This window comes from Flavobacterium sp. YO64, from assembly GCF_004119505.1.
Classification (GTDB): domain Bacteria; phylum Bacteroidota; class Bacteroidia; order Flavobacteriales; family Flavobacteriaceae; genus Flavobacterium; species Flavobacterium oncorhynchi.
Genome location: NZ_NRQV01000007.1, coordinates 1 through 23,822, shown reverse-complemented (window position 1 = coordinate 23,822; position 23,822 = coordinate 1). Strand labels below are relative to the sequence as shown.

The window sequence follows — 23,822 nt, the reverse complement described above, 5'->3', positions numbered from 1 at the left end:
TTACATTATTTGATATTTCCTATCATAACATCCGGCGTGCGTATTCCGGGTTTGATTTCCCCATTTGATAAAACAATTTTATTGTTCCATAACACTGCCGGTGTGGTTACATGTGCAAGAAAGGGAAGTTCTCCAATTTTTGACCATTTATTTGTTTGTGTGTTGTAAAGTAAAATAGCATTGTAAAAACCTTTATGTGTTGTATTTAATATGTTTTTTTCTGCAATAAGCTTTGATTTTTCTTCCTCTGAAGAAGCTTTTGAAATTTGCGATAAATACGTTTCGATTTTATGAAAAGTAGTTCCGTTATCTCCGCCGGTCATCAAAATGTATTGATTCCCAAATGCGACACCAGCACCTGCAGAAAAATTCGTTGTGTTTTTACCGTCAGTAATTATAGCTTTACTTTTCCAAGTTTGACTTTTTAAATTAAAAGCCAATGTAGTATTGTGTAAATCACTTATTCCTGATGGTGTTTTTGTTCTTCCGCCAATGATATAAATGTTATTTTCGTTTTTATCTCTCTGAACTACTGCAACTGCATTTGCTAAAGCAAAAGGCAATTTTGGTAATGATTTCCATTGTGGTTCAGCAGTATTTAAATCAATACTAAAAACTAAATCAGATGATTTTGAAGCTTCGTCTCCACCAATTGCATATACTACATTATCTAAATTAGTCAGAGCAATATTGGTTACAGCGATTGGAAAATCGGGCAGTGATTTTAGTTCAATTTCATTTCGTTTGCTGTTCCATTTTAAAAGATATGCTTTTTTAGAAAGTCCATTTTCGTTTTCACCTCCCACATACACAATTCCAAGACTTGTTGACGTACTTCCAGCATAAGCAATTGGTTCTAGCAATGAAATGGAATTTTTCTTATTCCATTGATATTGATCTTTGCTTTTTTCTAAAACATGAATTTTTTTCGAATACTTTTTTTTCCTCCTTCCCAAGGCATTTTATCAGGAAAATTTGCTCCGCCAGCCGTAATAAAAACGTCATTATAAACTCCGTTAATCGGACCTGCAAAACCTAGAGACAAACTTCCGTCTTCATTTTGTAATTGCGCGGCTTTTTGCCATTCGACGCTTTTTATAGTTGTTTTTTGCGCAGAACTTATTGTTGTTGACATCATAAAAAAGGTAAAAATTAGAGAAGAAAATATAGTATTCATAAAGGCTTGTTTTAGAAAAACGAACTTAATTATTTTGATTTAAATTCATCAAAATTTAAACCTTCAACATCTTTTAGGAATAACTCAAATTGTGCTGCGCTCATATTTTTAACGGGTAATCTAAATTCGCCTAAATTATGTCCAACCAATTTCATATAGGCTTTTCCAACAGAAATTCCGCCGTATTTCCCTAAGAAACGAATCATATCAATAGATTTTTGCTGCAGTTTGCGAGCCTTAACCAAATCGTTTGCATTAAAAGCGTCGATTAAATCATAGTATAATGGAGCAGCGTAGTTAAAAGTACTTCCTACAGCACCTTTTGCACCTAAAACTAATGCAGAAAGCATATTTTCGTCACGTCCCCAAAGCATATCAAACTTTCCATCAGCATAACTCATACAGCTTTGAAAATCCATGAAATCTTCATGTGTATACTTCACGCCCGCAAAGTTTGGCAGTTTTCCATCTAAGGCTCGAACTAAATCATACATTGCAATATTTACTCCTGTTAATACTGGAATATGATAGTAGTACAAAGGCATATTTGGAACACTTTCTCCAACTTTAATACAAATTTCTGCCAAGGTATCAACGCTTGATGGTTTGAAATAAAATGGTGCAGTTATAGAAACTGCATATAAACCAATTTCATAAGAGTGTTTTGCTAATTCGATGCAGTCCGTAAGCGAAGTTCCGCCAAGAAAAACCATTACTTTAAAATCAGCATCGTGATTTGAGCAATCAGCCCAAGCCTGCGCAACAGCTTTCTTTTCTTCAAGCGAAATAGAAACACCTTCTCCAGTTGAACCAATAATGAATGCGCCGGTAACTCCGTTTCTTTTTAAGAAAGAGTAATAAGGAGGAATCAAGCTTAAATCTAGTTTTCCGCTGCCGTCAAACGGAGTAAAAGGAGCAGCAATAAGACCTTGTAAATGTTCAATTTTCATGATTGTATTTTTTTATTATTGATGTGTTTTGTTGTAATCAGGCTGTGAACTTTTATGATTCTCAGCCTGATTTTAAACTTGTATTTTAAAATGTTATTTACTTAGCGGGTTTTGAACAATTTTTGGATTGAAATTAATGGTATTCTGAGAGATTGGGAACAGAACTTCTTTACCAGCTGTCATAGATGGCACTAAGCTTGTTTTGTTAAAACGAACTAAATCCCACCATGATTTACCTTCAAAAGCCAATTCTTTTAAACGTTCTTTTAAAATTAAATCATCATTTGCAGTTTGTGAACCGTTTGTGAAAGACGCCGTTGCATCAGCTCTTTTCATAACCAAATTCATTTCTGTTGATGGATCTTGACCTAAAGCGTTTTTAATTTCAGCTTTCATTAATAAAACATCAGCCCAGCGGTATATAATAATATCACTTACAAATCGTCTAATTGTGCCGTCAACCGTTCCATTATATTTAACCATTCCTGTAACAACAGGAGTTGTACCATTGTATAAAGTTAAATAAGTTGCTGCTTTTCTGGTATCTGAAGCAGCAAAGTTGAATCTTGTAATATCAGGTTGAACTCTCGAGATTCCTGCATTACCAGCTCCAGTTCCTAAGGTTCCAAAAACTGCAGTTGCCTGCGCTGCCGTTAATGGAGCAAAATCACTTGGTCCAACAAACATAAATTGATTCCAGTTGTCAGACAATGAAGATGGTAAATCTGCTAGGGAATAACGAACAGCAAAAAGCACTTCGGCATTTCCTTTTTTATCATACGCAAAAACATCTTTAAAGTTAGGCAATAAAGTTGGAGTTCCTGGTATTGCATTGACAGCGGCTAAAGCTGTATTTAAATCTGCCGTTCCTCCGCCCAATTGTTTCGCTGTCCACAAATAAACATCAGCTTTTAAGGCTTGAACTGAAGGCATTGCTAATTGCGTTGTGTTAATCGCTGTATCAGGAAAATTTGCAATTGCTTTGTCTAGATCTGATTTAATAAATGCAAATGTTTCTTGGATTGTATTACGAGGAATTATGTATTGCGATTGATTTGTGTTTTCCGTTGGTTCTGTAACAATTGGAACACCGCCCCACGAACGCGCCATAATAAAGTAGCATAAAGCACGCATTGTATACGCTTGTGCAAGGTATCTTTTTTGCTCTTTTGCGGTACTTGGACTAAATTGAATTTGCGGTACATACTTTAAAATCAAATTTGCCTGATGTATTGTAGTGTACAATCCTGCCCAATCTACGTCGATGTTTTGCGGCGTAAGATTGTTATTGTAATAATTTGCTAATGTTAATGGAGATTGAACTCCGCCAGTTATTTCGGCACTTCTTGCACCTCCAAGAAGATAATAGTTTTGTTGTGTTTGGATTCTGAAGTTAACATACATACCGTTTACACCAGCTTTTGCGTCGTCTTCTGTTTTCCAAAAACTATCAGAAGTAATTACACTATCAGAGGTTAGTTCTAATTCATCCTGACACGAGGTGAATAATGAAAGACCAGCGAATAGTATTGTATATAAAAGAAATTTCTTTTTCATGATTTTAGTATTAAAATTTACAAACTGATATTTAAACCAAGTATAATGTTTCTAGGTACTGGATAAGTACCAGTAGATCCTGCAGCGTTTAAACCTAAACTAGATCCTCCGTCGATACCTTGCACCTCAGGGCTTAACCCTTTGTATTTAGTAAAGTAGTATAAGTTACTTCCTGTTACATACATACGAAGTGATGATAATCTTGCTTTTTCAACTAATGATTTTGGAAAGTTGTAACTGAATGTGATTTCTCTAATACATAAGTAATCTCCACTTTCGTAGTAACGGCTGTTTCCTTGAAACATGTTTGTGTTGTAAGCTGCACCGCTCGCTTCTGATCTAAATAAATTATTTTGATTGGTTTGATCTGCCCAACGGTAACGAGGAACATCTGTAATATCACCTTCTTTTTGCCAAGCTTGTGCACTTTCGGCTAATAAACCATAGTTTCCTTGAAACTGACCTAAGAAACGTGCTCTTGCTTCGTTGTAAATTGTAGCTCCTAACGAATAATCTGTTCTTACAGTTAAAGAGAATCCTTTGTAAGCTGCATCAAAATTAAATCCTCCTACAAATGTTGGGAACATATTACCCATGTATTGTCTGTCTCGGCTGTCGATTATACCATTATTATCTGTATCTTCAAATACAGCATCTCCAGCAAATTTTTTACCAGTTGGGTTTCCGCCGTTTGCTGCTGTTTTTGTTACATATGTATCTTGAACTTTTAAGTTATAAGCATCGGCTTCTGCTTGAGTCGAAAGAATGTATAATTGTTTGTGTGCATAGAAATCTCCAATTTTTTGACCTTCCTGTAATCCGCCTACATATTTATAAGTACCGCTTTTTACATCGTAAATTTCAGTTCCGCCAATTCTGTTATTTGTGTTTCCATTAAATGGAAGCTTTTCAACCGTATTGGTGTTGTGCGAAACGTTTGCTCCAACATTGATTTTCCAATCGTTTTGATTGTAAAGATTTGCCTGTACTTCAAGCTCAAAACCTTTACTTCTTAATCCGCCTAAATTAGTTAAAACGGTAGAGAAACCACTGTTTGAAGGTAAAGTCAAATTCGTTAATAAATCTGAAGTTAACTTGTTGTAGAAATCTCCAATAATTCTAATCTTATCGTTATTAAACCCGATATCAAAACCACCATTTATTGTTTCAGATTGTTCCCATTTTAAACCTGGATTTGCAATTTGAGAATTAATAATTGCCGATTGTCCGTTGTAACTGTTGGCTATACCATTTGTAGAACCAGCATATAATCCGCCAGCCTGAAAATCGCCTAAAGTTCCTAAGTTACCATTTACACCGTAACTCCCTCGAAGTTTAAGAGATGAAAAGAATTTAGGCATTACTTTTGTCCAAAATTTTTCTTCCTGCATATTCCATCCAGCAGAGATTCCTGGGAAAAATCCATATCTATTGTCTGGTCCTAAACTTGATGAACCATCATAACGGAAAGAAGCTGTAGCAAAATATCTGTTTTTATAATCATAGTTTAAACGTCCAAATACACTGTTTAAAACTAATTTAGTATTGTTGCTGTAAACTGAAACCGGAACAGGAGACGAGTCTAAAGTTTGTGCTAAGTCAGAAGGACTTCCTTTTCCTGAAGCATTAAAAGCTTTAATTGTTCGATCGTATTTTGAAGCTCCCAATTTTGCATCAAAATCACCAATCGCATCCCATCCTTTTTTATAAGCAAAAACTCCTTCGTATTGTACTTGATAAATTTGATTGCTTAATCGAGTTGCAGTACGTGTATTGTCTACCAATCCGCTGCTTCCGCTTAAAAATGCCTGTTGAAAAGTATTGTCGTTTTCGTTTTCACTGTAAAGAGACATAGAAGGAGTGAAGGTAAAGTCTGTTGCCAGTTTTAATTCACCATCTACACTCATTTGCAGTTTATTGTTTTCGTTAATTCCTTTTACTTTACCCATTTGATATAATGGATTTCCGTTGATGTTATTTTGCCCCGGAGCCAGTGAACCATCTTCTAAATACATTTTTGTTGTAGGTGAGTTTCCTAAGTATCTGTTGAAAACAACACTATTGGCAACAACTTGATTATTACTCGATTTAGAAAATAACACACGTCCGTTTAAAGTAAAATTATCAGCAACTTTTAATGATGCATTCAATTTACTTGTAAATCTTTGATAACCTGTAAAAATGGTAATTCCATCGCCTTTTAAGTAACCAAGACTCAAATCAAAAACACCGGTATCAGTACCTCCGCTGAAACCAAGATTATGATTTTGCGTTACAGCACTTTGAAATAAAACATCGTTCCAATCTGTGCTTTTGTAGATAATAGTATTACTTGGATTTAATGGATCTGCAATTTCCTGCCAGCCTTTTGCTTGCAATTGACTAACGGTATCGGCAGATAAATTAGACTTTAGTAAGGTTGCAAAAGGAGTATTATTCTGCAAATTATTTCCAGTTCCTGCAGGCGTAGCACCTGTTAACTGTCCTAATCGCGCAATACCTGTAGTTGTCGAAAGTCCAGCAAGTTCTGCAGCATTATATAAACCCTGACGTTGAAATTTAATATAATCTCCGCCATCCATAAAATCATATTTTTTTGCAATATGGCTGACTTGTGTAGAGGCATTATATGTAACTTTTAGTTTGCCTGCTTTTCCTGTTGTAGTAGTAATGATAATTACACCATTGGAAGCTCTTGCACCGTAAATAGAGGTAGCAGCAGCATCTTTTAAAACTTGAAGCGAGGCAATATCTGCTGAATTTATATCATCAATCTGCGTACGAATTACACCATCAACAATATACAAAGGTGTTGCTCCAGAAGGGTTGTCGATAGATGTACCTCCTCGGACTATCACATTAGATGCTTTTCCGGGTTGACCAGATGAAGTTTTAACCACCAAACCTGTTACACTTCCTTGCAAAGACTGGGTTACGTTTGAGTAAGGAACATTTTCTAAAACTTTTTTGTCTAGTTTAGAAACCGCAGTACTCAAAGTTCTCCTGTTCTGAGAACCATATCCTACAACAATTACCTCATTCATCTGCTGTCCAATTTCTTTTAAAACAATGTTGAGAGAACCTCCTGTTATTGTTACTTCCTGATCTTGTAAACCGATATACGTAACAATTAGAGTTGTAGCATTATCTGGAACTTCAAAAGCAAAGTTTCCGTCAAAATCTGTTTGTGTACTTACATTAGTTCCTTTGGCAACGATATTTACACCCGGCAGTGATTCTCCTTTTTCGTTGGTCACTTTTCCGGTTACTTTCTTTTGAATAGGGTTGTTCTTTTTTACATTTTTATCTGTAAAAACAATACTTCTTTCCGTTTTTGCAGCAGCTAACTGCATAGTAAAAACTAAAAGTAACGTCGACGTTAATTTAATAACTTTTACGTGTTTAGGAGTAAACCTGCAATTTTTAGGTTTACTTTTAGGCAATAATTTCATACTTTTGTAATGGTTAGGTTAATAATAACTTGGTTAAAGGTCTATGTGTTTATTCTCCAATCATTGTTCCTAAATGGAACTTGGCCAGCTATGTTTCCAGCATTAGCTGGCTTTTTTATGATTAGAAATTAAACAGGGTATGCAATTGGTTCTATTGATAATTCTCTATGATCTTTAATTCTATTGTTATTGTATATAAAATTTGTATTCTCCTTTTTCTCCTTCCTGTATTTTTTTAAGAGGATTTGATTAACCTCTTGTTAGATGACTTATAAATGTGTGCCGCTTCGTAATAATAAGTCATTATTCATTTTTTAAGTTATTATGGATTGATTAAATTTTAACAGCTTAACCAAGGTTATGATAACTTTATGAATAAATTATTTTATTATTACGAAGTAAAGATATAAAATATTTTAATATAACAAGTTTAGTTATTAAAATATTTTAATAATTAACAAAAGAATCTCTAAATTAGTTGTTGATTAGAGGAAATAACATCTTTTCTTTTATGACGCAGCAAGCGCCAATAACGCCCGCGCGACGGCCTAAAGTAGATTTTTTAAGCTTCATATCACGGTTGACTAAACCAAGTGAATATTTTTTTAATGCAGATTGAATCGGTAATAATGAATAGTCTCCTAACTGTGCGAAATCTCCTCCAACTACAAGTAAGTCAGGATTAAAGATGTTAAGTAAAATAGATAAATAACGACCCATTTTTTCGCTTTGCTGCGTTACGAGATCAACACAAAGAGTGTCTTCTAGATTTACAGCGCCTTTTATAATAGCGTGATGCTGCAGTTCTGATGAAGAATCGTCTAGAATTACCTTAGATTGTTTACCTTCTTTTACGGCTTCTTTAAACTGGTTTACAAGTGACCAGCCCGATATTTCTGTTTCTAAACAACCCAGTTTTCCGCATTTACACATGATTTCATTATTAAAAATGGTACTATGTCCAAACTCGCCTGAATAGCCTGATTTACCGTAATAAAGCTTTCCATCGGTAATCATCCCAATAGCAACTCCCCAGCTGTAGTTTACAAAAATTATGTTTTGCTCATCGTCGACAACTCCTTCACAATATTCACCAAAGGCCATTGCTCGAGTATCATTTTCTAGATGAACAGGAAGATCTAACTGCTCAGAGATTATTTCGGTTAAAGGTCTGTTTTCGCTAAAGAAGTAATTATAGCTAAAACCTTCCATTGAGTTAATTCGCCCCGAAAAGTTGATGCAGACTCCTACAATCAATTTTTTATCAACAGAGCTGTCTTCTATAAAAGAGTTGATTAAGTTACAGAAATTTAGTAAAGATTCTTGCGTATTTTCTAACGCAAATGAAGTTCCAAGTTCGATGCTTACTAGTTCATTTTTAATGTTTTGAAGACCTATAGACATGCTTGTCAATCCGACTTCGACACCAAGAAAATAAGCACAAGTTGGATTAATACTGAACAAAGAAGGTCTTCTGCCGCCGCTATTTGTAATTTTTCCCATATCAACAACATAACCTTCAGCCAGCAATTCGTTAACAGCTTTAGTCACCGTAGGAACGCTCGATTGTATTTCAGCACTTAATTCCGCAATGGTTGCATTTCCGCCAGTAAGTAAACGTTTAGTGATAAATTGTCTTAACATATGCCACTTTTGTTCTGACAGACTTTTGTCTTTACTATTGTCTAATAAATCTTTTAAACTCATTGCTTTGTGTTTTATGGGTTGACACAAATTTAATTTATTTTTTAAATTAGAATTAAAAAATAGGAGACAATATTAAATTTATTTAAAATAGTACTTAGGTATTTTAAATTTCTGGCTTTTTTAATAAAAGATGAAGAACCCATAAAATGATGTTTTCAAACTGTCAATTAATTCGTAAATTTATAGAATGTGGTGTTATGGTGGCTGTTTTTGAATTTTGGTTCTAATAAATTAAAAGAATCAGCTGCAAAAAGAAGTTAATAAAAATGAAGACTATAATTATAAAAAGGGTTTATGATAATAAAACAAGTGATGGAACGTACCGAATACTTGTTGACCGATTATGGCCGCGCGGACTTAGTAAAACAGATTTAAGTTTTGATGAATGGGCTAAAGAAATTACACCATCGACAGAACTGCGTAAATGGTTTGCTCATAAAGAGGAGCGCTACGCCGAATTTACTAAACGTTACATTCAAGAATTGAGTTTAAAAAGTGAAGAAATCGCACGTTTAAGAAATATGGCAGAAAAGAAATCTTTGACATTATTATATGCCGCAAAAGATCCTATAATAAATCATGCAGTAATTTTGAGAGATTTTTTGCTCAACAATAAATAACTTGAGTTTTGATTACAAATAGAAAGAGTATTTGCTTTACTGTTATATACAACGGTACAATTCGTACAATTGAAACTTATGTACACGAATATCCCAATTTGATGTTTTTGCTTCGAGATAAGCTTTTTTTAGATGATTTTGGCGAATGCGGCGGCGTTGGCAGATGTGCCACTTGTATTATCAAGTTAAATGATATTAAAGAAAATGCGTTAAAAAAAGATCGAAACGAACCAGCGACATTAGCTAAATTAGGATATACGGCTGAGAATATTCGGCTTTCCTGTCAATTGTATGTTACAACTGATTTAGAAGATTCACAGATTGAAATTATGGAAATGTAGTTTGTAAAAGTTAGTTAGCAGAATTTAAAATTCTTTGTTTTACGTGATCCATGTACGATCTGCCAATTACATATCTTAAACCTTCAATTTCTACACTGTTTCCTTCAACCGCGTCGATCTTATCAATGGCGACAGTATATGATCTGTGAATTCTTAAAAAATTTCTTTCCGGCAGTAAATCGGTAAAGTCAGATAAGGTGCTGTGTATAATGTATTTACCTGTTAAGGTGCTTATTTTTAGATAATCTTTCAAGCTTTCGATAACCAAAATCTCATTCAGGAAAATCTTCTTCATTCTTTTCTTATCTATTTTGATAAAAATAAAAGGATTTTCAGCAGAATTTTCAGGAGTAGGATTGGATTTACTTTCCAGTCTTTTACTGATTTTGTTCAAGGCCTTCATTAACCTCGGAAACTCGATAGGCTTTACTAAGAAATCCAAAACATCAAGTTCGTAAGTTTCTATTGCAAATTGACTGTACGCACTAGTAATAATTAGTAAAGGCGGATCTTCCAGGCTTTTTATAAAATTAATACCATCAAGAACCGGCATATTAATGTCTAGAAAAATAACATCAACTTTATTGTTTTTTACAAAATTTAAACCTTCTATTGGATTACTAAAAGTATTTATAACCTCAAAATTTTCAAGCGGTTCTAAATAATTTTTAATAACATTAATAGCCAATGGCTCGTCATCTATAATCAAACAATTTATTTTCATTTCTCTATTATTACTTTTTAAGCAAAATAATCCAGCGTATAAATTTAATATAAGAAAAGTCGTTCTAAGTGACTTTAATTACAAGCTTTACGACAAAAATATTCTTTTTCTTTTTAAATGAAAGGTTATACTCGTTTTTATTATAACCTAGTTCTAACCTTTTTTTTACATTCTCGATACCTATACCGTTTGATACATTAAAATTGTCTTCAAGATCAGTAGTTTCAGGCTGTGGGTTCGAAACTGTAAAATGCAGGAAATTGCCTTTTACCTTAAAATTTATATCAATTACAACTTTTCCAGTGTTTTTGTTTACACCATGTTTAAAAGCATTTTCTATAAAAGTCAATAATATAATAGGAGCAATTTCTTTGTCGTGAATATCTCCCGAAACAGACATGTTTATAATCAATCGATCGTCGTTCCTAATTCGCTCCAGATCAAGATAATTCTGAATACATAAAATCTCATTTTCCAGCGATTGTCTGGTGCTTTTTGTGTCATACAACATATAACGCATTAACTCTGAAAGTTTAAGTACAATTTTTGGTGCTTTGTTTGACTTTTCGACAGACAGCGAATAAATATTATTAAGTGTATTAAAGAGAAAATGCGGCGATATTTGAGATTTCAAAAACAATAATTCTGTTTCTAATTGTGATTTTTCAAGATCAGTTACACGTTTTTGCTCCTTCATGAAATCTAATGTAATCTTAATAGCTGTAACAAAAGTGATGACATACAATTCGCCAATCATCATATCAATCGTGTAATTGAGCGAAAGTTTATCGATAGTTTCAGGTCCTTCCGGCCAAACATCATGATTTATCAACAAATAAGTAAGATTGAATTTTATAATAACCATTATAAATATCGAAGACAAAACAGCAAGTATATATAAAAGGTATTTTTTACGATAAACTAAATAAGGCATGAAGACAAGAATATTCAAGTAACATAAGGTCATATGAATAGGAAAGCCCAGTAAATTAGTCTTAAAAGAATAGCCGTAATCATTAAAATAAATTCCCCAGCGAAAAGTATTAAACAAGAAATAAGTAAGCCAAAAAAGGATATGATATTGTAGTGGTATTCGATATAATTTGCTTGTGCTGAAATTCATAATTCAAAGTATGTTTTGAGACTTTTTTTGATGTTTGTCTTCGTTTAGATGTCGTTTGTCTAAAATAATTTAAGTAAAATTCAATTTTGCATAAATTTAAAGTTAAATTATATTTTTTTAATGAATGGTCTTACTTGTAAGTTTTGTTGTAATTCTAAAAGTAAGCTGTAAAATAAAGCAAATTAAAAATAATAGTCAACAAGCTTTCTTTGTTCAACAAACAGTAATTAGTGATTTGAGAAAATTTTTATTTAAAACCGCTGGAAAAAAACTTGCTTTTGCAACAAAGAAAAACACTCAACATTATAAAATATCAAGTCATGCTTACAAAAGATCAATACCGTGTTATTACCAAGTTTTTCTTAAAGATTCTAAAATCCATGTAGGATTAACATCTTCAAAACCTGAGACTTTACATAGTAGTTTATGTCATAAAAGTCGAAATAATAGATCAATGTTATTGGTCTAAAATTGCTACGAATAAAAACGGAATACCAACATAAATTTAACTAACCCCTAAAAACAATATAATAATTAATGAATATCATTGACATAGCAATCATCATAGCATACATTGTGCTATCAGTAGGAATAGGAATCTGGATTTCCAGAAAAGCTTCAAAAGGTTTAGATGATTATTTCCTTGGCGGAAAAACAATCAAATGGTATTTTTTAGGTTTAAGCAACGGATCAGGAATGTTTGATGTTTCAGGAACTTCCTGGATGATTGGAGTATTGTTTTTATATGGCGTAAAAAGCTTTATGTTTATGTGGCTTTGGCCCATTTGGAATCAGATTTTTGTAATGATGTTTCTCGCCGTTTGGATACGAAGGTCAAAAGTAATGACGGGCTCTGAATGGATTTTAACTCGTTTTGGAAACGATAAAGCCGGAAAAGCATCTCATATTATTGTCGCTATTTTTGCGATTATTTCTACAATAGGTTTCATTGCCTACTTTTTTGAAGGAATTGGGAAATTTATAACCATTATTCTTCCTTGGGATTTAACGCTTCATTCTGGCGATTTAATTCTATTAACCTCAGAGCGTTCTTATGCTTTAATAATCATATTTTTAACTACAATTTATACTGTAAAAGGCGGGATGTTCTCTGTAGTTGCAACTGAAGTTGTACAATATTTAATTATGATTATTGCCAGTGTTTTAATTGCAGGTTACGCCTTTGTAAATTATACCGATATTCAGATTAACTCCGTAATTACGGAAGAATGGAAAAACGTCTTCTTTGGCTGGCAGTTTGAAACGCAGTGGAGTGAAAAGTTTCAGACTTTCAATAATTTAATTGATTCTGAGGGTTATAAAATGTTTGGCGCTTTTATCGGAATGACATTGTTTAAAGGTTTCTTTGCCAGTGTTGCAGGACCAACGCCAAGCTACGATTTACAAAGAATTTTGTCTACAAAATCAGTAAAAGAAGCTGCTTATATGAGTGGTTTTACCAACTTGATTTTATTCATTCCAAGATATTTATTAATTACAGGAATTGTTGTAATTGCCTTGATAAATTTAGCGCCGGAATTAAACGCTAATTTAAATTTAACGGAAGCCGATTTAGAATTATTAATGCCAAAAGTGGTCAATTTATATCTTCCAGTTGGTATTAAAGGGCTTTTATTAGCTGGTTTATTAGCTGCTTTTATGTCTGGATTCTCTGCTTTTGTAAATGCTGGACCAGCTTACATTGTAAATGATATTTACAAAAAGTACTTCAAGCCGGTTGCATCAAATGCGCATTATATAAAAGTAAGTCAGATTTCTTCATTCGTAGTTGTTGGTTTAGGAGTTTTCATGGGATTCTTCGCAGAATCGATTAATTCTTTAACCTTATGGATTACAAGTGCTTTATACGGAGGCTATGTAGCAGCGAATTTTCTAAAATGGATTTGGTGGCGTTTTAACGGCTGGGGATATTTCTGGGGAATGTTTGCAGGTTTAATCGTAGCTTCTTTACAATTTGTTTTAGGACAATATAAAGGAACATTTGCCGAAGGAACATTTTTGTATGATTTATCACAAGTGCAGGCGATTTACTTGTTTCCAGCAATATTTGGATTCTCAATTTTAGGTTGTCTTTTAGGGACGTTTTTAAGCAAACCTACAGATATGGAAGTTTTAAGATCTTTCTATACTAATGTTAGACCTTGGGGATGGTGGGGACCAGTTTATAAAACATTAAAAGCAGAAGATCAAAAATTCGAAAAGAACAACGATTTCTGGAAAGATATGCTAAATTGTGTAATCGGAATTGTGTGGCAGTCAAGCATGATTTTACTTCCAATTTATTTTGTTATCAGAGATTATCCAAAAGCGTTTGCAGCGTTATTGGTATTTTTAGTAACAATGATAATTTTAAAATTCACATGGCTGGATAAAGTTCGAAAAATAACGGATTAAGAAAAAAGTAAACACGATAGAAACATAGATTTTTATAATTAGAAAAGAAGAAATTACAAAAGAAAGGTTCCACACATATAGCTGCATCTTTTGAACTAACCAAAACCACTTTTTAGATTTTAAAAACTATGTTTCTATGTGTTTAAGAAATAGAAAGCTTTGATAAAGTCTTTACAACAAACAACAGAAAAAAAACAATAAACAAAAAATATAAAAATGAGCACTATTCCTTGGCAAGACAGACCCGAAAACAGTAATGATGTAATGTGGAGATACACTGAAAATCCTATTATTGAAAGATATGCTATACCATCATCAAACAGTATTTTCAATAGTGCTGTAGTTCCTTTTGGAGATGGGTTTGCGGGAGTTTTCCGTTGTGATAATAAAGCAGTTCAAATGAACATTTTTGCCGGTTTTAGTAAAAACGGAATCGATTGGGAAATTAATCATGAACCAATCGAAATGAAAGCAGGTAATACAGATATGATCGAATCTGCTTACAAATATGATCCACGTGTTGTTTTTATCGAAGATCGTTACTGGATTACTTGGTGTAATGGTTACAACGGGCCAACGATTGGTATTGGATATACATTTGATTTTAAAGAGTTTTTTCAATGCGAAAATGCTTATTTGCCATTCAACAGAAATGGTGTTTTGTTCCCGCAAAAAATCAACGGAAAATATGCTATGTTAAGTCGTCCAAGTGATAACGGACATACACCTTTTGGAGATATTTGGATTAGTTACAGTCCGGATATGAAATATTGGGGAGAGCACCGTTTGGTCATGAAACCAACTCCTTTTGAAGATAGTGCTTGGCAGTGTACCAAAATTGGTGCAGGACCAATTCCAATTCTTACAAACGAAGGCTGGTTAATGATCTACCACGGAGTTATTAATACTTGCAACGGTTTCCGTTATGCAATGGGTTCAGCACTTTTAGATGTTGATTCTCCAGACAAAGTAAAATACAGAACACAGCCTTATTTATTAGGACCTGCAGAACTTTATGAAATGGTTGGAGATGTACCAAATGTAGTTTTTCCATGTGCAGCGTTGCATGATACAGAAGAAGATAAATTAGCCGTTTATTACGGTGCAGCTGATACAGTAGTTGCCATTGCATTTGGTAAATTAAGTGAAGTAGTCCAGTTTACAAAAGATAACAGTTTATAAAAAAGAGATGGTTTTAAAACTTAAATGGCTTGCTGTTGCTTTAGGCTTGATTTCGATAACTGGATATTCACAGTCAAAGAAACCGGTTATTCCTAAAACGTATGTTGCGGCAAAAACAACCAAACCAATTGTAATTGACGGAGACGAATCTGATGCTTCGTGGAGTAAAGCAGATTGGACAGATCTTTTTGAAGATATTGAAAATGGTGTAAAACCAAAGTATGCAACCAAAGTAAAAATGCTTTGGGATGAAACCAATTTCTATATATTAGCAAAAATGGAAGAACCGCACGTTTGGGCAAATTTAAAACAACGCGATACCATTATTTTTTACAACAATGATTTTGAAGTTTTTGTTGATCCAGACAGTGATACCTTTAACTATTACGAATTAGAAATAAACGCTTTAAATACTGCTTGGGATTTGTTTCTGACAAAACCCTACAGAGAAAGCGATATTGTCGTGGCAAACGACTGGAATATTACAGGTTTAAAATCAGCAGTAAAAGTTAACGGAACACTTAATAATCCGAACGATACAGATGAAGGCTGGGTTTTAGAAATGGCCATTCCGTGGGCAGCTTACAAAACCACATTCTTTGATCAAAATGTTCCAGCAGATAAATTTTGGAGAGTCAATTTTTCGAGAGTCAACTGGCAGCACAGCATTAAAAATGGAACTTACGAGCGAAAGAAAGATGCCGAAGGAAAATTTTTGCCTGAGTACAACTGGGTTTGGTCGCCAATGGGTGTAATCAACATGCATGAGCCAGAAAAATGGGGTTATGTTTATTTCTCCTCTAAAGAAGGAAAAGATACCTTTACAATTCCGCAAGACGAAAAAGTAAGATGGGAATTGTATACACTATACCGCGCTCAAAAAGGATACTTTGAAAAACATAAAACTTGGACAAAGTCTATTGCAGATCTTACCACAAAAAGCATTACTGTTGATGGTAAAGTTTTAAAACCAACAATAGAAAATCACTCATCAGGATATAATATTTTAGTAAAAAGTCCATTCACCAATACAACATTTGTGATAAGGCAGGATGGAAAAATAATCACAAAATAAACCACTATGAAACTACCAAAACTATTACTTTTTTTATTAGCATTTAGTATTTTTTCATGTACTAAAAAAGAAGAACAAACCACTTTTAAATTTGGAGTATGGACAACAGCCGATGCCAAAAAATCGGATGCAGATTATACAAAAGAGTTTAAAAAATACAAAGACGGAGGAATTGATGAAGTGCTGATAAACACTTCGACAGATCCAAAACTTTTAAGTCGCTTAGTGCCTTTAGCTACAAAAGAAGGTTTAAAAGTACACGCTTGGATTATGGCAATGAACAGACCTGGAGACTCAATTGCATTGCAGCATCCAGAATGGTATCAAGTAAGTAAAGAAGGTAAATCATGCTTTGATACACGCCCTTATGTAGATTACTACCAATGGTTATGCCCAACTAGAAAAGAATCTAGAGAGCATGTTTTAAAATTAGTGGAAGAATTAGCAAAAGTGGAAGGAATCGAAAGTGTTCACTTAGATTATATTCGTTTCCCAGACATCTTTTTACCAATTAGTTTATTGCCAAAATACAACTTAGTTCAAGATGTAGAATTGCCGCAATTTGATTTTTGTTACTGTGATGAATGTGTAAAAGCATTCGAAAAGATCCATCACAAAAATCCAAAAGAAAGCCACAATACTTCAATCGATATGGAGTGGAAAAATTTTAGATTAAATGCTATTCAAGCTGTAGTAAATGATGCTTATGATATTGTTCATAAACACAATAAAAACCTAACTGCAGCAGTATTTCCTTATCCAGAAATGGCAGATCATATGGTGCGTCAGCGTTGGGACAAATGGAATATCGACCAAGTGTATCCAATGATTTACAACAGTTTTTACGATGAAGAAATTGACTGGGTTGGTTATGCTACAAAACAAGGTGTTGCTGATTTAAAAGATAAAAAAACAAAAATCAACACAGGAATTTATGTTCCAGGCTTAAAGACAGATAAAGAGCTGAAAGAAGCAATTTTATATGCAAAAGAAAATGGAGCAGTTGGAGTTTCTTTCTTTGATGGAAATGCTTTGTCTGAAAGTAATTTTAAAACAATTAAAGAAACAAAAGCAAGTTTAAAATAATCTTTAGAACAAAAGCATAGTATCGTTACAAATTACTTCGATAATAGCTGCGAGCGTATACCAAACGTTTTGCAGAATAATAAATAAAGGAATATAATAGGGAGCCCATAAATGCTTCCTATTGTGTTTTTTAAGAATGTTGCAATGACACAGAAAAATGCATAGCGTTTTCTAAAAAAGAGTATCTTTTGAAGGATAAAAAAATACAGTAGTTTAAAATCATATCCTATTTAAAATAATAATTATGAGAACATTAAAACCCTTATTCACCTTACTATTTTTAGCCTTTTTAAGTTCGGGTTACAGTCAAAAAGTTTTTACAGAAAAAGACATTCAAATCATTCCAAAACCCAATCAGCTGGTTTTACAATCGGGATCATTTGAGTTTTCTAAGAATACCGTATTTGTTGCCACAACAGATTTTCAAAAAGACATTTCGAACGCTTTAATAAATAAATTTGGAGCTGCAGCAGGCTGGCGCCCAATTATTGGAACAAAAGCGCCAAAGAATAATTACATACAGTTTAAAGTTGATTCAAATCTTCACAACGAAGCCTACAAATTAGAAATCAATAATAATACAATTACTGTTACAGCAAAAGGGAATGCAGGTTTTATCTACGGATTAGAAACCATTAGACAATTGCTTCCAACAGCGATCGAAAGTAAAAACGCTGTAAACCTTGCAAAATGGGAAATTCCGAATGTAACGATTACGGATGAACCTCGTTTTCAATGGAGAGGTTTAATGTTGGATTTATCACGTCATTTCTTTGATAAAAATTATGTTTTAGCAACAATCGATCGTTTGGCAATGCACAAAATGAACGTTTTGCATTTGCATTTAGTAGACGATCAAGGCTGGAGAATCGAAATTAAAAAATACCCAAAACTAACAGAAGTTGGTGCATGGAGAGTCGATCAGGAAAATTTAGCATGGAATGCAAGATTGCTTACAAACCCTGATCAAAAAGGTACTTACGGCGGATTTTTAACACAAGAAGAATTAAAAGAAATCGTAAAATATGCTGCAACAAAAAATGTAGAAGTTGTTCCTGAAATCGAAATGCCGGCACACGTAAGCAGTGCAATTGCTGCATATCCAGAATTAGCGTGTTTTGATCAGCGTATTGGTGTGCCATCTGGCGGATTATGGCCGATAACGGATATTTACTGTGCAGGAAAAGAATCTACATTTGAGTTTCTTCAGAACGTAATTGATGAAGTAATTACAATATTCCCTTCAAAATATATTCACATCGGCGGTGACGAAGCGACAAAAACAAATTGGGAAAAATGTCCGCATTGCCAGAAAAGAATGAAAGAACATGGCTTAAAAAATGTTCATGAACTGCAAAGTTATTTTGTAAAAAGAATGGAGAAATACATCAATTCTAAAGGCAAAAAACTTATTGGCTGGGATGAAATTTTAGAAGGCGGATTAGCTCCAGAAGCTACCGTAATGAGCTGGAGAGGAACTAAAGGAGGAACAGAAGCGGCACAGCAAGGACATGATGTTATTATGACTCCAGAATCTCCTTGTTATTTTAATTTTTACCAAGGTCCTCAAAATGAAGAACCATTAGCTTTTGATGCTTACAATCCTTTAAATAAAGTTTATGAGTTTGATCCAGTAGTAACTGGAATGACACCACAAGAAGCTGCACATGTTTTGGGCGGACAAGCTAATTTATGGGCAGAATTCCTTTCGGCGCCTAAAGATTCGGAGTATATGATTTTTCCAAGATTAGCTGCTTTATCCGAAGTTTTATGGAGCTCCAAAGAAAGCCGTAATTGGAATGACTTTACAACTAGATTAGCACCGTTATTAAAACGTTACGATTATTTAGGAATCAATTATGCAAAAAGTGCTTATTTAGTTACAGCAGTTTCAAGTGCAGATATTGCTAAGAAACAAATTAATGTGACTTTGAAAAATGAATTTCCAAATCCAGATATTCGATATGTATTAGGGGATAAAACTTTGGATGTAAACGCTCTGAAATATACAAATCCAATTCAGTTTAATCAAACAACAGTTTTAAAAGCTTCTTTATTTCAAAACGAAAAACCGGTTGGAAAAACGTTTACAGACACTATTGTATTTCATAAAGCAGTAGCACATAAAGTCAATTACTTAACACCATTTAATAACAGTTACAAAGGCGACGGTCCTTTTACGATGGTAAATACAATTCGTGGATCTAAGAACTTTCATGACGGACAATGGCAGGCTTGGCTTGTTAACGACATGGAACTTGTTATTGATCTAGAAAAACAAGAAAGTGTAAAAGAAGTAATTGTTGGAACTTTAGAAAGTCAAGGTGCAGGCATATTTTTCCCGATACAAGTAAAAGTTTTAGTTTCAAATGACGGTATCAAATACAAAGAAGTCGGTAAAATATCACGCCCATATGCATCTAACCCAACTTCAGAGTTAAAAGATTTTAAAATCAATTTTGAAAAAACGAATGTTCGATTCATCAAAGTAATTGGGTCAAACTTAAAGAAAAGTCCAAGAGGCGAAAGTTCTTGGTTGTTTGTGGATGAGATTCTAGTGAATTAAACAAGAAGAAATAAACTTTGACAAAGTTTGATTTACAAATTTTAGCATCGTAAATAAGATTTTTGCAGTAAAACCAAACCAAAAAAAATAAACCAAAGATGAAAAAAGTAATAGTATTAATCGCAGTATTATTTTCTGCACAAATGTTCTCTCAGGCTATTTATGAAGACGAGCGTTATGTACCGGAAACAGATCCATTAGTTTTAAAAAACTTAGAACAATGGCAAGGCAAAAAGTTTGGATTGTTAATGCACTGGGGAACATACAGTCAGTGGGGAATTGTAGAATCATGGTCGATTTGCCCTGAAGATTATGGATGGTGCGAGCGTAAAAAAGGCAGTAATCCGGGTAATTACAGTCAATATGTAAAAGAGTATGAAGGTTTAAAGAAAACCTTTAACCCAACAAAGTTTGATCCTGTAAAATGGGCAAAAGCGGCAAAAGCAGCAGGAATGAAATACATGGTTTTTACCACAAAACACCATGACGGATTTTCGATGTATGATTCTAAATACACAGATTACAAGGTAACTGATAAAGAATGTGCTTTCAGCAGTAATCCAAAAGCGGATACTTTGAAAGAAGTTTTTAATGCCTTTAGAAATGAAAATATTTCTACAGGTGCCTATTTCTCAAAACCAGACTGGCACAACGAAAACTATTGGGATCCTTATTTTCCTCCATTTGATAGAAACGTAAATTATGATCCAGCACTATATCCTGAAAAATGGCAGAAATATGTTGATTTTACCCACAATCAAATTTTAGAAATTTTAACCAATTACGGAAAAGTTGATATTTTATGGCTTGATGGCGGCTGGGTAGAAAAAGGAGACCAAAAAAGTATTAGCGAGCACTATAAATCTAAGTTTTTAGAAAACACTTCTAAAAACGGATTTATAAAACATAGAGTTGTCAGCCAAGATGTTAAAATGGATGAATTGGTAGTAAAAGCGCGTCAGAAACAACCTGGTTTAATAGTGGTTGACAGAGCAGTTCATGGCAAAAATCAAAATTATTTAACACCTGAAAACCGCGTTCCTGAAAAAACACTTCCTTATCCTTGGGAATCTTGTATTACTTCTGGCGGAGGCTGGTCATACACTCCAAATGCAAAATATATGACAGGCAGACAAGGGATTCATATGCTTATTGATGTAGTGGCAAAAGGCGGTAATTTATTGTTGAATGTTGCTCCAAGTCCAGAAGGAGAATGGCAGCAGGGAGCGTACGATTTATTAGCCTCTTTTGGAGATTGGATGAAAGTAAACAGTACTGCAATTTATGACACCAAACCAATTGCACCTTATAAGGAAGATAATATTTGTATGACACAGAATAAAGCAGGAAGTGTTTACTTGTTTTATCTAGCAAAAGAAGGAGAAGATAAAATTCCTGCAGAGATTACATTAAAATCGATCAATCCTAAAAAAGGAACAAAAATTACAATGTTAGGTTCGAAAATACCATTGAAATGGACTAAATTTGCGGACGGATTTAAAGTTACAATTCCAGAAAATTTACGTAATAATTTACCATGTAAAGAAGCTTGGACTTTAAAAATTGAAGCGATTAACAGATAGAGAATTAAATATGATTTTTAATAGTAAAATAACACAAGCAGCATGTTTTTTCAGCATGCTGTTTTTTAGCATAAATACTTTTGCCCAGCAGCCCGCAGATTTTGTAAATCCGCTTATAGGGACTTCTAATTATGGAGCTACTTTTCCCGGACCGATTGCTCCAAGAGGAATGGCAAGTATCAGTCCTTTTAATGTGGCTGGACGACAAAATAGTTTAGAAAAAGACAGTCAATGGTTGTCGAATCCTTATGTAAACGAGAATACATTTTTAACCGGATTTAGTCAAGTAAATTTAAGTGGTGTAGGTTGCCCTGATTTAGGTGTTATTTTGTTAATGCCAACAACAGGAGCGGTCGAAACCAATCATTTAAAATATGGTTCTACTTATTCTAAAGAATTGGCTAAAACGGCTTATTATAGTGTAAACATTGATAAATATAAAGTTAAAGGTGAATTTACAGCTTCGAAAAGAGTAGGAGTAAGCAGATTCACTTTTCCGAAAGGGCAGTCTAATATTTTATTGAATCTTGGCTTAGGATTAACAAATGAAGAAGGAGCGATGGTAAAAGTAGTTTCTTCAACAGAGATTGAAGGAATGCGTTCTGTAGGTTCATTTTGCTATAATAGTCCTGAAGATGCTTATCCTGTATATTTTGTAGCTAAGTTTTCGAAACCGGCAAATCATTTTGGCGTTTGGAAAAACACCCCTAAATATGAAGGTACAGAAGCGCAATGGATGGGTTACAATGGTAAAACCCGAATGATGAAAAACACGATTAAAACTGTTGTTGGAGATAGTATTGGGACTTATTTTACCTATCAATTTGATAAAGAAGAAACTGTTGAAGTAAAAATAGGAATTTCGTATGTAAGTATTCAAAACGCTCGTGAGAATCTGGAAAAAGAAACGGGATATAAATCATTTGATGATGTTTATAAAGAAACATTTAACGAATGGAACGAAGAACTTTCTAAAATTTTGGTCGAAGGCGGTTCCTATCAAGATAAGGTTATTTTTTACACGGCATTGTATCATACTTTAATTCATCCCAATACTTTAAATGATCTTAACGGAGAATTTCCTCAAATAAAAAGAAGCAAAATTGGAAAAACATTGGGTACCCGATATACCGTATTTTCTTTATGGGATACCTATCGAAATATGCATCCTTTAACGTCTTTAGTTTATCCTAAGCAGCAATCTGATATGATAAAAAGTATGTTGCAAATGTACGATGAAAACGGCTGGCTGCCTAAATGGGAATTAAATTCAACGGAAACATTTACAATGGTTGGAGATCCTGCGAGTATAGTTATAGCAGATGCCTGCTTAAAAGGAATTCAGGATTTTGATATTTATAAAGCTTATCATGCAATGTTAAAAGGAGCAGATCAAATCGAAGAAAATCCGCTGCGTCCGGGGCTTAAAGAATACCTTCAAAAAGGATATTTGTCTACAAATTATCATGGGTCAGTTTCTACAACAGAAGAATATAATGCTTCAGATTATGCGATTGCGCTTATGGCAAAAGCTTTAGGAGAAAAAGAAGATTATAAGCGTTTTTATAAACGATCTTTATCCTATCAAAAATTATATGATAAAGATTTAAAATTACTTCGCCCACGAACAGCTGACGGAAAATGGTATGAGCCTTTTGATCCTAATGCGGGAGCTAATTTTCAGGAAAATGTTGGATTTATAGAAGGTAACGCATGGCAATATGCTTTTATGGTATCGCATGATATAAAAGGACTTATTAAATTAATGGGAGGTGATAAGGTTTTCTCTGATCAATTGCAGAAAATTTTTGACATCAAACAATTTGATATGGCAAACGAACCTGATATTGCTTATCCTTATTTATTTAATTATGTAAAAGGTGAGGAGTGGAAGAGTCAGGAAATGGTTAAGAAATTGGTTCGAGAATATTTTAGAAACGAACCAAAAGGATTACCTGGAAATGACGATACAGGAACGATGTCGGCTTGGCTGGTGTATTCTATGATGGGAATTTATCCAATATCTCCAGGAGATCCAATTTATACTGTTACAACACCAATGTTTGATAAAGTAACAATTAAACTAGATTCAAGGTATTACAATAAAGAAAATGTAGTAATTGAAAGGGCAATGAACAGTGATGGAAAAATAAAAGAAATTCAGTTAAACGGAAAAACATTGAATAGTTTTTTTATCAATCATGATGATTTTGTAAATGGAACTACATTAAAAGTGATTCAAGAATAACTAAGAATAATAACAC

At 33.6% G+C, this 23,822-nt stretch carries 17 protein-coding genes; 9 read left to right on the top strand and 8 right to left on the bottom strand.

The genetic code is table 11. The features are described 5' to 3' along the window. Positions 1-5: 5 nt before the first annotated feature. From BOW57_RS06685 to BOW57_RS06665, 6 genes are all read right to left on the bottom strand, one after another. Positions 6-863, bottom strand: coding sequence for a galactose oxidase (locus BOW57_RS06685; RefSeq protein WP_206734735.1), 858 nt, complete (start codon positions 861-863; stop codon positions 6-8). Positions 864-910: 47 nt separating this feature from the next. Next, positions 911-1,177 carry a hypothetical protein gene (locus tag BOW57_RS20775; protein WP_206734734.1) on the bottom strand — a complete coding sequence of 89 codons (267 nt, stop codon included), beginning with the start codon at positions 1,175-1,177 and terminating at the stop codon, positions 911-913. 29 nt (positions 1,178-1,206) lie between these two features. Then, positions 1,207-2,127 (bottom strand): dihydrodipicolinate synthase family protein, encoded by a 921-nt coding sequence (locus tag BOW57_RS06680; RefSeq protein WP_129053479.1) that lies wholly within the window; start codon positions 2,125-2,127, stop codon positions 1,207-1,209. Positions 2,128-2,220: 93 nt separating this feature from the next. Beyond that, positions 2,221-3,684: a RagB/SusD family nutrient uptake outer membrane protein gene (locus BOW57_RS06675; RefSeq protein ID WP_089054870.1), complete on the bottom strand. Its 1,464-nt coding sequence runs from the start codon at positions 3,682-3,684 to the stop codon at positions 2,221-2,223. A gap of 17 nt (positions 3,685-3,701) precedes the next feature. Continuing rightward, entirely contained in the window at positions 3,702-7,136 is a 3,435-nt protein-coding gene (locus BOW57_RS06670; protein WP_129053478.1) for a TonB-dependent receptor, read from the bottom strand. Between the two features lie 474 nt (positions 7,137-7,610). Next, entirely contained in the window at positions 7,611-8,843 is a 1,233-nt protein-coding gene (locus tag BOW57_RS06665; RefSeq protein WP_129053477.1) for an ROK family transcriptional regulator, read from the bottom strand. A gap of 266 nt (positions 8,844-9,109) precedes the next feature. Here BOW57_RS06665 and BOW57_RS06660 point away from each other — a divergent pair, with 266 nt between their 5' ends. Together BOW57_RS06660 and BOW57_RS06655 are read left to right on the top strand one after the other, a co-directional pair. Beyond that, entirely contained in the window at positions 9,110-9,463 is a 354-nt protein-coding gene (locus BOW57_RS06660) for a DUF488 domain-containing protein (protein WP_129053476.1), read from the top strand. Between the two features lie 8 nt (positions 9,464-9,471). Further along, positions 9,472-9,804, top strand: a complete 333-nt coding sequence (locus BOW57_RS06655) for a 2Fe-2S iron-sulfur cluster-binding protein (RefSeq protein WP_129053475.1) — start codon at positions 9,472-9,474, stop codon at positions 9,802-9,804. 10 nt (positions 9,805-9,814) lie between these two features. Here the strand turns inward: BOW57_RS06655 and BOW57_RS06650 are convergent, their stop codons facing one another. Together BOW57_RS06650 and BOW57_RS06645 are read right to left on the bottom strand one after the other, a co-directional pair. Next, positions 9,815-10,528 (bottom strand): LytTR family DNA-binding domain-containing protein, encoded by a 714-nt coding sequence (locus BOW57_RS06650; protein WP_129053474.1) that lies wholly within the window; start codon positions 10,526-10,528, stop codon positions 9,815-9,817. 64 nt (positions 10,529-10,592) lie between these two features. Next, entirely contained in the window at positions 10,593-11,651 is a 1,059-nt protein-coding gene (locus BOW57_RS06645) for a sensor histidine kinase (protein ID WP_129053473.1), read from the bottom strand. 537 nt (positions 11,652-12,188) lie between these two features. On the opposite strand from BOW57_RS06645, the gene BOW57_RS06640 reads away from it, so the two are divergent. From BOW57_RS06640 to BOW57_RS06610, 7 genes are all read left to right on the top strand, one after another. Further along, entirely contained in the window at positions 12,189-14,066 is a 1,878-nt protein-coding gene (locus BOW57_RS06640; RefSeq protein WP_129053472.1) for a sodium:solute symporter family protein, read from the top strand. Positions 14,067-14,282: 216 nt separating this feature from the next. Continuing rightward, on the top strand, positions 14,283-15,248 hold the full coding sequence (locus BOW57_RS06635) for a glycoside hydrolase family 130 protein (RefSeq protein ID WP_129053471.1): 966 nt from the start codon (positions 14,283-14,285) through the stop codon (positions 15,246-15,248). Positions 15,249-15,255: 7 nt separating this feature from the next. Beyond that, complete coding sequence (locus BOW57_RS06630) at positions 15,256-16,323, top strand: carbohydrate-binding family 9-like protein (protein ID WP_129053470.1); 1,068 nt, start codon at positions 15,256-15,258, stop codon at positions 16,321-16,323. 6 nt (positions 16,324-16,329) lie between these two features. Next, positions 16,330-17,409, top strand: a complete 1,080-nt coding sequence (locus tag BOW57_RS06625) for a putative glycoside hydrolase (RefSeq protein WP_129053469.1) — start codon at positions 16,330-16,332, stop codon at positions 17,407-17,409. A gap of 244 nt (positions 17,410-17,653) precedes the next feature. Continuing rightward, positions 17,654-19,975 carry a glycoside hydrolase family 20 protein gene (locus tag BOW57_RS06620; RefSeq protein WP_129053468.1) on the top strand — a complete coding sequence of 774 codons (2,322 nt, stop codon included), beginning with the start codon at positions 17,654-17,656 and terminating at the stop codon, positions 19,973-19,975. 98 nt (positions 19,976-20,073) lie between these two features. Further along, the gene (locus tag BOW57_RS06615) at positions 20,074-21,558 is read left to right on the top strand and encodes an alpha-L-fucosidase (protein WP_129053467.1); all 1,485 of its coding nucleotides are present in this window, start codon (positions 20,074-20,076) and stop codon (positions 21,556-21,558) included. A 55-nt stretch (positions 21,559-21,613) separates the two neighbouring features. Beyond that, positions 21,614-23,806 carry a GH92 family glycosyl hydrolase gene (locus BOW57_RS06610; RefSeq protein ID WP_371413515.1) on the top strand — a complete coding sequence of 731 codons (2,193 nt, stop codon included), beginning with the start codon at positions 21,614-21,616 and terminating at the stop codon, positions 23,804-23,806. Positions 23,807-23,822 lie beyond the last annotated feature (16 nt).